15 protein-coding genes are annotated in these 15,105 nt (G+C 37.0%); 14 read left to right on the top strand and 1 reads right to left on the bottom strand.

The window, feature by feature from the left end:
- The first annotated feature begins 209 nt into the window (after nucleotides 1–209).
- Together SB49_RS00270 and SB49_RS00265 are read left to right on the top strand one after the other, a co-directional pair.
- On the top strand, nucleotides 210–686 hold the full coding sequence (locus SB49_RS00270) for a cupin domain-containing protein (RefSeq protein WP_062052767.1): 477 nt from the start codon (nucleotides 210–212) through the stop codon (nucleotides 684–686).
- A gap of 179 nt (nucleotides 687–865) precedes the next feature.
- A complete protein-coding gene (locus SB49_RS00265; protein ID WP_062052765.1) occupies nucleotides 866–1,462 on the top strand; it encodes a hypothetical protein in 597 nt (198 codons plus the stop codon).
- Nucleotides 1,463–1,683: 221 nt separating this feature from the next.
- Here the strand turns inward: SB49_RS00265 and SB49_RS00260 are convergent, their stop codons facing one another.
- The gene (locus tag SB49_RS00260) at nucleotides 1,684–3,414 is read right to left on the bottom strand and encodes a hypothetical protein (RefSeq protein WP_062052763.1); all 1,731 of its coding nucleotides are present in this window, start codon (nucleotides 3,412–3,414) and stop codon (nucleotides 1,684–1,686) included.
- Between the two features lie 291 nt (nucleotides 3,415–3,705).
- Here SB49_RS00260 and SB49_RS00255 point away from each other — a divergent pair, with 291 nt between their 5' ends.
- The 12 genes from SB49_RS00255 to SB49_RS00200 all read left to right on the top strand — a co-directional run bounded on the left by SB49_RS00255 (nucleotide 3,706) and on the right by SB49_RS00200 (nucleotide 15,036).
- Nucleotides 3,706–3,903, top strand: coding sequence for a hypothetical protein (locus SB49_RS00255; RefSeq protein ID WP_062052761.1), 198 nt, complete (start codon nucleotides 3,706–3,708; stop codon nucleotides 3,901–3,903).
- A gap of 274 nt (nucleotides 3,904–4,177) precedes the next feature.
- A complete protein-coding gene (locus SB49_RS00250; RefSeq protein WP_062052759.1) occupies nucleotides 4,178–4,888 on the top strand; it encodes a DUF6090 family protein in 711 nt (236 codons plus the stop codon).
- Between the two features lie 196 nt (nucleotides 4,889–5,084).
- Complete coding sequence (locus SB49_RS00245; RefSeq protein WP_062052757.1) at nucleotides 5,085–5,807, top strand: hypothetical protein; 723 nt, start codon at nucleotides 5,085–5,087, stop codon at nucleotides 5,805–5,807.
- A 241-nt stretch (nucleotides 5,808–6,048) separates the two neighbouring features.
- Nucleotides 6,049–6,558, top strand: a complete 510-nt coding sequence (locus SB49_RS00240; protein ID WP_062052755.1) for an RNA polymerase sigma factor — start codon at nucleotides 6,049–6,051, stop codon at nucleotides 6,556–6,558.
- A gap of 4 nt (nucleotides 6,559–6,562) precedes the next feature.
- Entirely contained in the window at nucleotides 6,563–6,853 is a 291-nt protein-coding gene (locus SB49_RS00235) for a hypothetical protein (RefSeq protein ID WP_062052753.1), read from the top strand.
- Nucleotides 6,854–7,002: 149 nt separating this feature from the next.
- The gene (locus SB49_RS00230; protein WP_145758332.1) at nucleotides 7,003–7,794 is read left to right on the top strand and encodes a hypothetical protein; all 792 of its coding nucleotides are present in this window, start codon (nucleotides 7,003–7,005) and stop codon (nucleotides 7,792–7,794) included.
- A gap of 129 nt (nucleotides 7,795–7,923) precedes the next feature.
- Complete coding sequence (locus SB49_RS00225; RefSeq protein ID WP_162254193.1) at nucleotides 7,924–8,643, top strand: DUF6090 family protein; 720 nt, start codon at nucleotides 7,924–7,926, stop codon at nucleotides 8,641–8,643.
- 258 nt (nucleotides 8,644–8,901) lie between these two features.
- A complete protein-coding gene (locus SB49_RS00220; RefSeq protein WP_062052747.1) occupies nucleotides 8,902–9,603 on the top strand; it encodes a hypothetical protein in 702 nt (233 codons plus the stop codon).
- A 234-nt stretch (nucleotides 9,604–9,837) separates the two neighbouring features.
- Nucleotides 9,838–10,539 carry a phytanoyl-CoA dioxygenase family protein gene (locus SB49_RS00215; protein WP_062052745.1) on the top strand — a complete coding sequence of 234 codons (702 nt, stop codon included), beginning with the start codon at nucleotides 9,838–9,840 and terminating at the stop codon, nucleotides 10,537–10,539.
- A gap of 88 nt (nucleotides 10,540–10,627) precedes the next feature.
- On the top strand, nucleotides 10,628–11,398 hold the full coding sequence (locus SB49_RS00210) for a hypothetical protein (protein ID WP_235537793.1): 771 nt from the start codon (nucleotides 10,628–10,630) through the stop codon (nucleotides 11,396–11,398).
- Nucleotides 11,399–11,449: 51 nt separating this feature from the next.
- Nucleotides 11,450–12,556, top strand: a complete 1,107-nt coding sequence (locus SB49_RS00205) for a hypothetical protein (protein WP_145758331.1) — start codon at nucleotides 11,450–11,452, stop codon at nucleotides 12,554–12,556.
- A 320-nt stretch (nucleotides 12,557–12,876) separates the two neighbouring features.
- Nucleotides 12,877–15,036, top strand: coding sequence for a S9 family peptidase (locus SB49_RS00200; RefSeq protein WP_062052739.1), 2,160 nt, complete (start codon nucleotides 12,877–12,879; stop codon nucleotides 15,034–15,036).
- Nucleotides 15,037–15,105 lie beyond the last annotated feature (69 nt).

Here is a 15,105-nt window from a genome sequence, read left to right as displayed (position 1 = left end):
AAGGAACTTAAAAAGACGCGTTCCACTTTGTACAACAATGGTTATAATCCATTGTGGCATCATGCAAAAAACAAAAAATAGAAACAACCAAACGGCCTGATTTCATAAGTGGGAAAGTCTACGACGTTCCCCACAACGAAATCATAGCCTAGGCGTTGTACGCAAGCATGAAACTCTTAGCTTGCAAGAAATATTTAAATTTCAAGAAAATGAAAAATTCAATTTTACTCCTGTTTATTTTAGCATCTGCATCCGTATTTTCGCAGGACTCTGATTACGGTGTATCCTCTTATCTGACCGAAGGAACAAAAGCACCAAATACCCATTATATAGGAGAAGCTTGGTTGAATGCCATTTATCACGATGACCAGGAATTGGGTTATAATATTACAAAAGCAACTTTTAAAGCCAACTCCACCTTGGACTGGCATAAACATGGTTCTGCGCAAGTCTTAATAATTGTAGATGGAGAAGCCTATTATCAGGAGAGAGGAAATGAGCCTGTAATTTTGAAAGAAGGAGATATAATTAAATGTGAGAAAGATATCGAACATTGGCATTCATCCACCAAGTATAGCGATGTGACTTATTTGGCTTTATACGGTGGTGGACAACCAACTACTTGGACTGAAGTAGTTACTCAAGAATATTATGATAAGGTGGCTGAAAAGCTAAAAAGAAACTAATTATCAGGAGTATACTCAATTTAAAAAATGCCAGCGTACAACAAGGGCTATAATCCATTGTTTAGCATATTTACTACAATTCAAAAGTTTTCGTACTTTAGTCCGGCATGATCCCAAGCTCGATTTGATTAACATCAAATCTCAACAACGGAATCATAGCCTAAACGTTTTAACACATTATGAAAAGCTATACGATTTTTCTAATACTTCTTCTTTTTGTTAAAAATAATCCTGGATCGAAAAATTTCTTAGCTGATAAAGATTTATGTGAAATACTAAATCAAATGTCCGTGGACGACCAAAAGTATAGAGTCACAAGCGGAAATATATCCGAAACATATTCAGATGTGCTGGACTCTTTAATTCTCAGTGAGGGATTCACGAAAAACCACTTTTTATCATTACCCGAACAGCAACAGAGCACATTAAAACAAAAAGCACTAAAATTAGCTTCCAAGAAGCTTAAACCATTAATGGCACAAAACGATTCACTTCGTGTTTTACAGGAAAAAATGGACTTGAAAAACACTAGAAAATTGATAAAAATCACGAAAAAACATGGTTGGTTGACTGCAAAAGGATTGGGATGCAAGCAAAAATTCAAAACCTTACTAATTTTTAGACACGCCCCAAAAAAATCCTGGAACGAAGTTAGGGCCCTTATCGAAAAGGAGAGACTTGCAAAAAGATTAACTGAATATGAATATTACATAATTGACAATCATTTAAAAGGAAGACCTTCATTGAAAAAAGGACCCTCGGATTTTGTCGATTAATAACGTGTTACAACAAGGGCTATAATCCATTGTTTAGCTTATTTACTGCAATTCAAAAGTTTTCGTACTTTAGTCCGGCATGATCCCAAGCTCGATTTGATTGACATCAAATGTCAACAACGGAATCATAGCCTAAACGTTAGCGCCAATGGTGATACCGTTAAGGGCTAAATAACTTTAATGTGTCTAATGGACTAAATTTAATTTCCAATACGGCAATCTTACTGCGCGCAATTGCCATCGATAATGTCTTGTGAACTGGGATTAAATGCATTGTCTGAGATTGAAACTGAACCTTCTATATTGCCATTTCTAAAAAGTTGTTGTAAACCACAGAAATTTTTCAAATTTTGATTATTCAATATTCTAAAGTTTGATCCAACGAAGTTTAAATTTTGCAGCGCATCTAAATTTGCCAAAAAGGGGTTAACATTCAAATCAAAATATCCCCCAACATGATCTAAAAATTCCAAACCAATTAAATTTTCAATTAATGGAGAGTCATTAATTTCAAGGTTCCCGGATATATTATTTATACCTGACAAACCTAACAAGCTATTTAGTGAATGATTGCCACTTATTATAACGGAGGTAATCGTATTATGATCCATATCCTTAAATGCATCTATGTTTTGCAAAAGAGCATTATTAGCTATTCTAATTTTTCCAATGTCGTTAATATTCTGAAAATTTCCAAAAGTTTCGATATTTGGGTTGTGCGAAAAATAAAACGTCCCCATACTTACGAGATTCAAGAAACAGTTTAAGGTTGAAAGATTTGTGTTATGTAACTCGAGAAATTCAGTAGCCACTAGATTATTCAACCCATCAATAATTTCTAAACTGACATTGTCACTGATGATAATTTGGGTGGTTGCTTGCAGCTTTTCAAAACCGGCAATTGTTTTCAATAATTTATTGCCATTTATAAAAATACCTCGATTTGCTTTAACCGAGGGATTCAAATATCCTGTAGTTTCTAACATATTAAAACCATTAATCGCTTTTAAAACGTGGTTGTCATCAATATGTAAGTTGTAACCTATCGAAGTTAATTGATCGAATCCCACAACCTCGGTCAGGCTAGAGTTGGAAATAATGTTTATGGATCCTGAATTCACTAAATTTTCAAAACCTTCAATCTGTAATAAAGAAGTATTATTACCAACTGTAACATTGGCGGCTTCTGCCAAGTTGTTAAAACTGTTTAAAACCTCCAATGACCCATTGAACCAAATTTCCAAACCAGAATTTACTCGTTTCAACTGATTCAAAGCATTGATGTCAATTAATGAGGTGTTATATCTGATTTGTATGTTCTCAGCTTCGACTATATTATTCAACCCTTCAAGTGATTGCAAATTCGAGGTATTCCCTATAAATAATCTTTCTATACTTATAATACTTTTCAAAGGTGTCAAATCGGTAATTTGCGAAAACCGCAACCCCGTTTGGTCTCCAATAATCAGATCTCCGTTGATTTCTGTAAAATTTTGAGACCCAAAATCATCGACTTCTTTTTGAGTGAATAGATAGACGAAACCTTCATAAGCTTTAGCTTCAATGATTTTTTCAGGTGTTGAAAAAACAATAACATTTCCATAAGCTGTGCCTTCACTATTAATGGCATACGCCCGAACATAATATGTAGTATTTGAATTAAGACCGGAAATTGCACTCGTAAAACTGCCATGTCCAGTGCCATCTGTAGTCTTATTATCAGAAATTGTAGGATTGTCGGATGTACTCCAAACGACCCCTCTTGAAATAATTGTTGCCCCTCCATCATTCGTAATTTCCCCGCCAGATAATGCCGAATTTTCAGTTAATTCAGCTATTGTAGCCGTGGTTACGACTGGCAAGGACAACTGTGGGTTTTCAGGCTCGGTTTCCGATTTTGAACAACCATAAATAATTGGTGATATTAAAAGGAGGAATAAAAGGTTCTTCATGAGAAAAATTCTATGAGGTATGAAAAGTTTTTTAAATTAATTTTATTCTGAGCAAATAACAATCTTAAAATCAAATCTCACAATAATAAACGGTAAATTAATTGGAAAATCCGGCATGCTCGTCACCACATGCGCTAACACTGCCTATAATCCATTATTTAGCATATTTACTACAATTCAAAACTTTTCGTACTTTTAACCGTCATGATCCTAGGCTCGATTTGATTAACATCAAATCTCAACAACGGAATCATAGCCTAAACGTTAGGGTAAATTTTAAAAAAAAGAAAAATGGATCGTATAATTACACTTTTACTTTGGGTACTTCTTATCGCAAATGCAGTCGCCCTAATTGTTACTCTAATCGATTTATGGCCCGATAATCCATTAAAAGAGTATAGTTTTCTTTTAGGGATATCCTTTATTACTTTAGGTGGTCTTGCACGTCAAGTAAACAAAAGGAAATCTGAAAGTCAATTAAAACATTAATTTAAATGAATCTTCACTACCGCTCGATTTTCAAAAAATTAAAAACATACCCTAACAAGGGCTATAATTCATTGTGGCATCATGCAAAAAACTAAAATAGAAACCATAAAACAGCATGATTTCATAAGTGGGAAAGTCTACGACATTCCCCACAACGAAATCATAGCCTAGGCGTTGTGCTTCATTATCCAGAACTCGTGCTAATTAATTATCCCACCTTTCTAGAAACTATTAACCAATGATAAAATTCTTTAGAAAAATACGCTATGACCTTATGGAGAAAAACAAAACAGGCAAATACCTAAAATATGCCATTGGAGAAATTGTTCTTGTGGTTATTGGGATTTTAATAGCCATTCAATTAAATGAATGGAGAAACGATAGCATAAACACCAAACAAAAACAGAAAGTATTAGTAACCTTAAAGACGGATTTTGAAATTAGCCTTACGAGATTAGACACTGTATATTACCACCAAGAACAAAGCTTATGGAAATTTAGAAAATCAAGAGATCTTATCGATTCTATAAATTATGTCACAGACAATACAGTGCTTAGAGAAAACCTTGCGCATGGTGGACATGGAAATAGTTTCAACCCTATTAACGGGGCATTGCGTTCTGCAATATCGTCAGGAGATATTCACTTAATTGAAAATGAGCGTTTAATAGAATTATTATTTAGTTGGGAGGACTTGGTTCTAGATTCGTATGAAGAAATTGAAGTCCTTCGAAAATATGCTCTGGAAATCTATTGGCCATTATTACATAAGTATACCCAAATGACAGAAACATTTAAAAATATAATCAGAAGGAACGGAAGCACTCATCCATCTGACTTCGTTGGATTATTTAAGGATCCGCTATTTGAAAACTATACACAAGAAATGATCTTCAAATCATATAATTATAGGCAAGAACTAAAAGGCATCAGAATAAATAATTTAGAAATTATAGAATTAATTGAGCAAGAATTAAAAAAATAACGAAAGCACAACAATGGCTATAAGTAATTGCTTGTTCTCGCTTACTTCTGAAAATCCTCGCGGATTTTCAGTTTGGTGTGTACTTGCTAAGTTAACAGCTAAACCACGCAACTACTCATAACCGAGACCGTTGTGCTTCATTACCAGAAACCGCTAATCAATGATAAAATTCTTTAGAAAAATTAGATTCGACTTAATGGAAAAAAATAAGACAGGGAAGTATTTGAAGTATGCGATTGGAGAGATTGTACTTGTTGTTGTCGGGATTTTAATTGCTTTGCAGATTAATACTTGGAATGAAAATAGGATTCAGACCAAATTGGTGAATGGTATACTAATAGAGATATATAATAATTTACAAAGCGATCAAAAGGAACTTAAAAATGATGTAGAATTTGCTAAAAAATTTATAGACAAATTAGTTTTTATTGAGAATAACCTAACCAAAATAGAAAAAGACTCTCTACCCAAAATTATTGGAGAAATCAATTTAATTACTTCATGGACTTCAAATTCTTCTGGCTTTGAAAGATTTTCTAATGTTGCTACCGAGAACATTATATCAACTGATTTAAGAAATTTAATATCTGAAAATTACAATTATTTTTTGAGTAAAGATAGAAACAGCAGTTCTACATTATCTATTAGTAGTGCAATGTTGTTAAAGGAGTATTTGATAAAATATGGTTTACCTATTAACGCGAATGGAATCGTTCAAGATGTAGTTGATGTTGATGTTTATAATCTCATTGTAAACGATAAAGAATTTTATGGAATCATAAGGAATCAACAATATAACTGGAATGTTCAAATATATGGTTACAACCAGCATCTAAAAGCCATTGAAGAAATGAAGTTAGGTTTAGAAAATTACTTTCAAAGTAAAAAAATTGAGTACAATCTACTTACTAAATCATGATACTATTATTTAAAATAATAACGAAAGCACAACAATGTATAACCGCAATTACGGCGGATTCGACTACGTCCGAATCCACTCGGAAGTGCTAACGACAGTTCTTAACCGAAAAACAGTAATTTAAAACCCGTAACTGACGGTTATACGAGACCGTTGCCAGTAACTTACGATAATCAGTAAATAAATTCAAAAATCTGTCATATTTCGAAAACTCTTGTCACTAAATATGTAGAGAGTAATAATGAAAGACAAAAAACCAATGACAGAAACATTTGAACAGCTACTTGAGAACAATAAAGAGAAAATTTATAGAATTTGTAAAATCTACGCAGTTTCCCCTTTAGAACCTCAAGACCTTTTCCAAGAAGTAATTTTTGCAATTTGGAAATCTCTTTCAACTTTTAAAGGCAATTCGAGTATTGACACTTGGATTTACAGAATTACACTAAATGTCTGTCTTCGCTCAAAACAAAAATCAGAGAAAACTTATAAAAAGTCACTTCAATTAGAATCTATTCAATTCATTGCTCTCGGAATTCCTATTGAGAATAATCAGCAAGAAAAGTATAATGCTTTGACTTCTTGTATCTCGAAATTAAACAATGAAAATAAATCAATCATTATCCTTTATTTAGAAGAATTGAAGTATAAAGAAATTGCTGAAATAACCGGATTATCAGAAAATCATATTGCAGTAAAAATGAAGAGAATTAAAAAAATCCTATTGGATTGTATAACGAATAAAATATAATATTATGTGGAATAGTGAACAGAAAAATATTTGGCAAGACATAAAAAATACTTGGAATGAACAACCTCAATCCGAAAAAATTAATATTCAAGTATCACAGCTCATAAATGAGTTTAAAAGTAAAGTAAGTCAATTCGAGAAAGATTCGATTAATTCAGACATAGCAACTTTGAAATTAAGCTGGGCTAAAACGAAAAGAAATAAGGTCAGCCAATTTGAAAAAGATTCGATAAAAAAGGACATCAATATTATTTCGGAATTTATAAAGAAAGTAATTAATAGATTTAAGAGATAAAAACTACTGGCAACACCGTGTACAAACCATTGCTGGTTCCGTGCTACTCCGGAAAATCCTCGCGGATTTTCCATCTGGGTTTTGTACTTTTGATGTACCGTGACGAGACACGCAACGGCTCATACACATACACGTTATCTGGAATAAACATGAATCTTATAAACATTTTTAAGAATGTCTGGATTTTTTTTCTAATCATATTAACAATTTCTTGTGGTAAGGATGGGGAGGAAGATATGCCTCCAGAGATTCCAGCAACCCCTCCATTTGGTGGAACGATTTTCCTAGATCCTGATATAATTACGGATTCTGACAAAACCACATTTGAGAGTCTTTCCTATGCTGGACAAGCTACACGTACAATGTTTGATAGGAGAGTAGATAATTGGATTACTGTAAACCCATATCTTTTTAATTCTACATATGATGATGGGTTGTCTATAGAAATTCAGGTTAATCCTGAATTCCAAGATTCAGATGCCGCCGAAATAGAAGCATTGAAATATTCTGAGGTAATTGGCAGATTACCGACTGCTTTGCGCATTGACGTTGAAACCGTATGGATTCACAAGGGTACTGAACTATTTGGTGGAGGCAATAATAATATTCTTATTCATATAGGGCAGTCAACGTTGTACGAAAATGATGGAATACTAGAAGAAACATTAGTTCATGAAGCCTCCCATACCTCTCTCGATGCAAAACATTCAGCTTCATCAGGATGGGTCTCAGCACAAGAATCCGATGCTAATTTCATTTCTACATATGCACGTGATAACCCCACAAGAGAAGATATTGCTGAAACTTTTCTATTATACATGGCAATTCGATATCGGTCTGATAGAATCAATCAATCGCTTGAGGATAAAATTTTAGAAACGATACCAAATCGAATAATGTATCTTGATGACCAAAATTTTAATATGTATCCAATAGAATAGAACTAAAAAAACCACATAACACTGTATAAACGGCATCTAAACGACCGTTTATACTAACCTTTAGCCTTTATTATGACCAACCATTAACCCATGATAAAATTCTTTAGAAAAATCCGCCAAAACTTGCTTATGGAAAATAAGACTGGAAAATATCTCAAATATGCACTAGGAGAAATTATCCTAGTGGTTATCGGAATTTTAATTGCGTTAAGTATCAATAATTGGAATGAACAAAACAAAATAGATAAATCAATAATCAGTCATCTTGAAATACTCAAACAGAATTTAAATGAAGACCAACTACAATTACAAATTTTAAAGCAAAATATCACTGAAAGAAAACAATCTGCAGATTCTGCGGTGTTGCAAATGATGACAATTAGGCCTGTAGATAATTTATTGAAGAAGTACTTGATAATGTTATATCAAGAATATAAGTTCAGTCCTAATACTAATGCAATTGAGACAATAAATCAATCCAATGAGATTCCTGCTTTAAACGTTGAACTAAGGACAGCTATTCTAGATTATTATGCTTTAATCGAAAGAACAAAAGAAAGAGAATTCATTTCGAACACGCAAATACAGACAAAATATGAGCCCTATTTAAATGACGAGTATCCCAATATTTTTGAAAAGAATAATGAATGGCAGTTTCTTGCTTCTTTTTATGAAAAAGACCCGAGACCCTCATCTTTGATTGATAAAGAAAAGTTTCTTAATGATAAAAAATTAGAATCGCTTTTAGTGTCTCGATATTACCAATTAATTGCTTTAGAAAAATTTTATGAAGATTTAATTATATCGTCTCATAAAATACTATCAGTTATAGAAAAAAAGAAAATTTAATGAGAATCAAACTTAAGCCGTGTTATAATTAATTGCTAAATTAGGTTCCCAACCACGCAACGAAATCATAAACAAACACGTTGTGCTTCATCCCGATATCCCGATATCCCGATAGCTATCGGGATCGGGAGGGACCAACCACCAACCAATGATAAAATTCTTTAGATTATCGAAACAAAATTTTGCAAAGCAAAATCAAAGGTCTAGTAGACCTTTGGTGGAGATAGCCGCTTGCGGAAAAACGCAAAAGCATATATCATGATTGAGTTCTTTAGAAGAATCCGCCAGCAACTACTCTCTGAAAATAAGTTCAGTAAATATCTCATGTACGCAGTTGGAGAAATAGTCTTGGTAGTAATTGGAATTTTAATTGCATTGTGGCTAAACAATCTTAATCAAGAAAAGGTTAATACTCAAGAAAGGAAGAATCTTAAAACAGAACTGATAGCAGAACTATCGGAAAATAAAGAATTCTTCAAAAACTATAAAGCTTATGCCGAAGAATGTGGAAAGAAAGTCATAGAAATATTAAATGTATCAGCAAGTGAAAACACCCAATTACCTATAGACACAATTAGAAAATATGGAATTGACATGATGCCTTTTCGCTCTATTTCGATTGATGAATCTAGACGAAATTCTGCAAAATCTGCTGGTCTTCTAAATCTATTGAATTCTGAAGAGAGCACTGCAATAGCAAAATATGAGACCGTATTAGAGAATTACAAAGAGGCAAGAAGAATCAATACTGTTTGGAAGCAAGAAAATAGGACTCTTTTTCTATATATGAATAGCTTTAACATTTTAGTTAAAGAAAACGCCTTATTAAAACATCCAGATTATGATTTATCTGATGATGAATTTATTTCCTATTTAAAAAAGAAGGAGACTTACGTAAAACTTAATGACATATTTGTAAGTACGGAAGTGGATGTGCGTTGGTTAGATGGGATCATATAAGGATATTGATAAAACAATTGAAGCTTTAAATTGAAAAACCTACATGAAAAAATAACGAAAGCAGAACAAGGGCTATAATCCATTGTGTTTCCCTACTCTAATAAAAATCGTTACTTTTAATCGGCTATGATTCCGTTGGCGTTAATCAGGGTATAGGCTACCCGCATAGTTGACTTTTTTTCAAACCTCCAAATTGCAATAGAAATCTTCAATGGGACCTAAAAAAGACAAACCATGAATTATCAACAATACGCCCGAGACTTCTGGGAGCAAGGATATCTTGTGATAGAAAACTTTTTCACTGATGGGTTGATGGATCATTTGAATCAGGTGATTCTGGCACATTTTAGAAGAAATCCTGACTGGGAACATTCGGATGACTTCATTCAAAAATCAGCAACAGAAGTGATTCCTTGGTTTCCTTTACGGGAAGGAGATGCAAACTTCCATCCTATTGAAAAGGACGAACTGCTTAAAAACCTCACGCAAAGAATTTTGGGAAAAGGCTGGGAATCGCTTTATTTGATGGTTATGTTTTCAAAACAAGGGACCCAAGGTCAGGCGTGGCACCAGGACAGTCCGCCGGAAAAGTCAAGCAGATTTAATCTAAATCGCCTTTTTTATACACATGACATCAATAAGAAAACGGGCGGCCAAACGATTGTGTACCCTGGCTCTCACAAAATGGGCGAGTTACCGGCAGGCAAACCGCATGAGGATTTGGAAAATCAAATAGTTCTATCCCCAAAAAAAGGAACGCTTGTCATCTTACATGGGCACTGCTGGCATCGCGTGCTTCCCATTAAAGGGGAATACCGCGTCTCTGCAAATGCCAGAGCTATCCCAGAAGGAACTCCTAAGGACATCACAGATATAGCTGTCTACAGAAACATGCGCTATCGCTTTTCTACTCAGGAAGTCATCGAAGAGCGATAGGAATAATTTTAATTGTAAAAATATGATACTGAAAACACTCTTCTTTTTTATAATATTTTCTATTTCATCGTTTTACACGAGCATTGATATGGACTCAAAGCTCAGAACCTTCAATAAAGGGAAAGACCTGCTACTTGTGCAATTTGATTGCAAGACTGATGTGGATGACCTTCAAACTGCTGCTGCTTTGGCCACTTTATTATCTGACTCCAAATTCACTAACATAAACTATCATGCGGTTGCAGGTACTTATGGCATGCAAGAAGGCCTTTATGTTCCTCCCAATGATTTGTTTCAACTGGCTTTTGGAGACCATTGGACAGATGCTCACAATAACATGAAAGGCGCTGTTGAAAAGGTAAAACCATTGGTTATAAAAACGCTTTCTAAAAATGGTCACGTATGGATTGCCGATGCAGGACAATCTGATTTTTCGGCTGAACTTGTTAAAGCCGTTCAAAAGGATCTGCCTAAAATAAATACTATTAAAAGAATACATGTGGTTCAACATGCTGATTGGAACGAAGAGGTAACCACCCCTGAAAAGTTAGGCTTCGTTAAACAAAATACAAGCTATATCAAAATACCTGATGGCAATGGTGTCGGTAACGGAACCCCTGGATTTCGTTCCCCTGATTTCAATAGCCTGGATGATAAAATTACAAATCCTAAATTGAAGAAAATTTGGCGACTTGCCATTGATTTATCCAATAGATACAATGGAAAAGAGGGGCGTTACCTCAATGAGGCGATTGCGGCAGGGGGATTGGACTTCTCAGACTTGTCTGAAGTTTGTTGGATATTAGGAATTAATAATATAAAGGACACTGAACAATTCTTTAATCTTTATTCCAATTAACAGCCCCTTAACGATGTTTTTGAACAATGTGATGCAATTAAAGTTATGACCATGAGGCAAAATAAAATTCTCCTGTTATTCCTGTTTTTTCAAGTACAAGTCTTTTTTGCACAAGAACAGATTAAATCTCCATCTGGTTTGATAAATGCTAATCCGATTGATAATTTACCACCATATATAAAACTTGTGAGTGGTTTTGGAGAACGTCCGGATTGGTCACATGATGGCCGATTCATTCTTTTTTTAGACAAACCCATGGGAGAAGTATTTGAATTAGAGGTGGCAACCGGAATTACACGACCAAAAACAAGGCATTTTAATCATTTAGGTTTTACAAGGGCCATGTATCTATCTAATGGCGACATTCTGCTTGCCGGGCCAAATAAACTCTTTGATCCTACCGATAAGGAGGAAAGAGATAAAGCACGTGACCTTACTTGGTTGTACGTCATGGATAAAAGTGGAGTAAAAAAACCCGTCCCTTTAAATACCCTTTGTGCCGAAGGGCCAGCTGTTTCCAGAAATACGATGAGAATATCCTGGACACATCGAGATCGCCAATTTCCTGAGTTGGGCAAAAATAGGGCAAAGTTATTAATGGCCGAGATAATTTATCAAGATGGGATACCAAAGTTAGCCAATGAAAGGGTGATTTTTGATTCAAAGCAATTACCTTTTTCACTGGGTCATGCCAGTCTTGAAACACAAAATCTTGTTCCACCAGAAGATGTAAAAGTGACATTTTCTGTTTACACCATTAATAATGGAAACAATACCGATGTTTACATGGTAGATAGCGAAAGCGGAGAATATAAAGCTATCACCAATTCTCCCTGCTGCTACGATGAGCCTGAAGGTATATTCCCTGACGGTTTACACACTTTGGTCGAACACGGACCCTCCGACAAAAATGCCTGGCCATTGCTTGATTTGTATAAATTGAAATTAGATGGATCAGGCGAAATGCAAAGATTAACTTATTTCACCAACTATAAGGGATACAAGGCCAATCAAGGAGTAATATCAGACGATGGGAAATATTTAAGCTTTCAGATAGGAAAAGAGAATACGGAACCGGGTGTTGGTTTCGGCTTCCTAATTATGGATTTGCAAGAAGCTACAGAACACCTGGGTGATTTTAAGACTTTTAACGAATAAATAGAGAACCCTTTTTTAAAAATAAAAATGAACTGCTCAATTAATTATTACAACGAACCAACGCCAACATTGTGTATAAGCCATAGCTTAGAAATTGCCATTTTCAATCTCTAAAGCATTAATAAATGGCCAGTGCTATCTGAAAATTAAGTAAGTAGAATTGCGCTACAGCTCATGCATTTAACGTTTTGTGCCAGGTAAAAATTGAACAGTAAACCAAAATCCAACTTGGAAGACCTTCAGAAAGTGTGCTCTCCAATGGATATAATGCTATTTTGAGCAGAATAAGAATATTTATTAGACGTTTAGTAAGAAAAAAAATGAAACAGATATCTTTTTGGCAAACATGGGTAGTGGTAAGCTTACTGATGGTGATGCCCGCAATAGTCACAGCACAGGAAAGCGAGCTCACTCTTGACGACCTATTCGCAACACCAAAACTGACTGGAACAACCCCCTCCCGTCCTACGTGGGCACCGAACAGCGAGCATTTCACCTTTTCCTGGAGTGAACCAGGAAATCCTGGACGTGGCCTCTGGCTATCCACAAGCGACGGAAAGGAAGTACGCCTCATTTCTAATACGGCATCCGAGGCAGTGAGCGAAATTGTCTGGACCGACGCAAACACAATCATGAGCCTGCGAGGGAACAACTTATGGCAAACAACGCTAAATCAAGGAGACGATCTCCAGTATATGCCCGTAGAGACCGGTGCACATAACCTATCGATATCACCAAGCAGCAGGCAGGCGGCATATATACGTGATGGCGACCTGTGGCTAGCTGACTTCGATTCCAAAGAGAATCGACAGCTTACAGAGATCGGCATCGCCAGTCTCTCGAGCCTACCGAAGGGGCGGTATAGCCGACCGGAACGCGAAATCGGTCCGGGCATCTGGAGTGGGCCAACGTACAAGTGGTCCCCAGATGGCCAAACAATCGCGTTTCACGTTGTTGACCGGCGCGAGATGCGAAAGGTGCCGTTCCCTGATTATCTGGCAGCCGAAACCAACCCCAATGAGGTACGCCGAAGCTACCCTGGCGATCCTAACGAGATTCGCAGGGTTGGTCTCCTCGATGTAGAAAGTGGTAACATTACGTACCTCGATTTGCCCGAACCACACGCCAACCAGATTATCGACTTCAACTGGTCACCAAGCGGTGCTTTCCTGGTTGATACCGCATCCGACACAGCAGTTGAACGTAAGTTGTACGTTGTGGCACATGGTGAAAGCAAACTGCGCGAGATTTGGCGAGGTGTTCGAGAGAGCCGCATGTACACATCGTTTGGATCTTCTTGGCATCCGGATGGAAAGAAGGTCGTTTTCTTAAGTGATATGGGGGATAGATATGGCCTTTATACGATTGATCCCTCATCGTCTAAGGATCGTCCTCAGCTATTGACTGATCCGTCCTACGATGTACTGTCTGCCCCAAGTATTGCTGGTGATGCACTGTTTTATACTGGCAACGGTGTTAATCCGTACGAACAACACGTGTATCGCCTGAATACTTCAGGTGGCGTGCCCGAGCAGCTAACGCATCTTGCAGGCCGAAACGATGGCTACCCCTCACCAGATGGCCGGCACCTGGTGTTCATGCACAGCAACGACACCTCTCCACCCGAGCTTTACGTGCTAAACAGCGCGGGTAGTGACGCCACACGAATAACCCATGCTCCGCTGCCTGCCTTCACGGAGAGAAGCTGGACGGCTGCGGAATACCTTAGTTTCCCCAGTCTGGTTGATGACTATAAGCTGCATGCCCGGATCCTGAAACCTTCCAACATGCAGCCCGGCAAGAAGTATCCAGTACTGTTTGGACCCGTGTATTCCAATACAGCGAGGAACCGCTGGGCCGGTAACTACAGCCTCATACAACAACTGTTGGTTAATAAGGGATATATTATCGTGCAGGTAGATTCACGTGGTAGCAACGGTTATGGCCGAGCATTTCGTGAAGAGTTCCTGCTGGGCTTTGCCGACCAGGATATTGAGGATTATGCAAGTGCCGTTGCCTACATGGAGTCACTGGATTATGTAGATCCCGATCGCATCGGCATCTGGGGCAGCAGTTACGGTGGCACGCTCTCCGTTTATTCGCTCTTGATGAAGCCCGGCCTATTCCAGGTGGGTGTTGCGGCAGCGGCAGCCGTTGACCCGATGTTCTTTGGCACGGACGACGTGGCAATTGTTCGTCGCCCACAGACACATCCGGAGATTTTCGAAAGAAAGGCGATTAAGTATGCAGCGAATCTGGAGGATAAACTCCTGTTCATCCATGGGATCCAGGATCATGTGGTACCCTTTAAGACGACGGCCGTGTTGGCTGAAGAATTGATTAAACTGGGCAAGGACTTCGACTTTGCGTTTGCCCCGGGTGCGACGCACGGATGGAGCCGTGAGCAGCATTACGATCGCTACCTATTTGGCAAGATGATCGAATACTTTGACCGACACCTAGCTGTGCCGTCTGAGTAGATGTTTGCTGGTGTCTTGTTGCAAGGCGCAGAGGAACGCCGCATAACAAACGATATTCCACATGCCCCG

It is taken from the genome of Sediminicola sp. YIK13 (assembly GCF_001430825.1).
In the GTDB taxonomy this organism is placed as follows: Bacteria; Bacteroidota; Bacteroidia; order Flavobacteriales; family Flavobacteriaceae; genus Sediminicola.
Note: the sequence above shows the minus strand (reverse complement) of the source record. Positions and strands in the feature narration are given on the sequence as shown.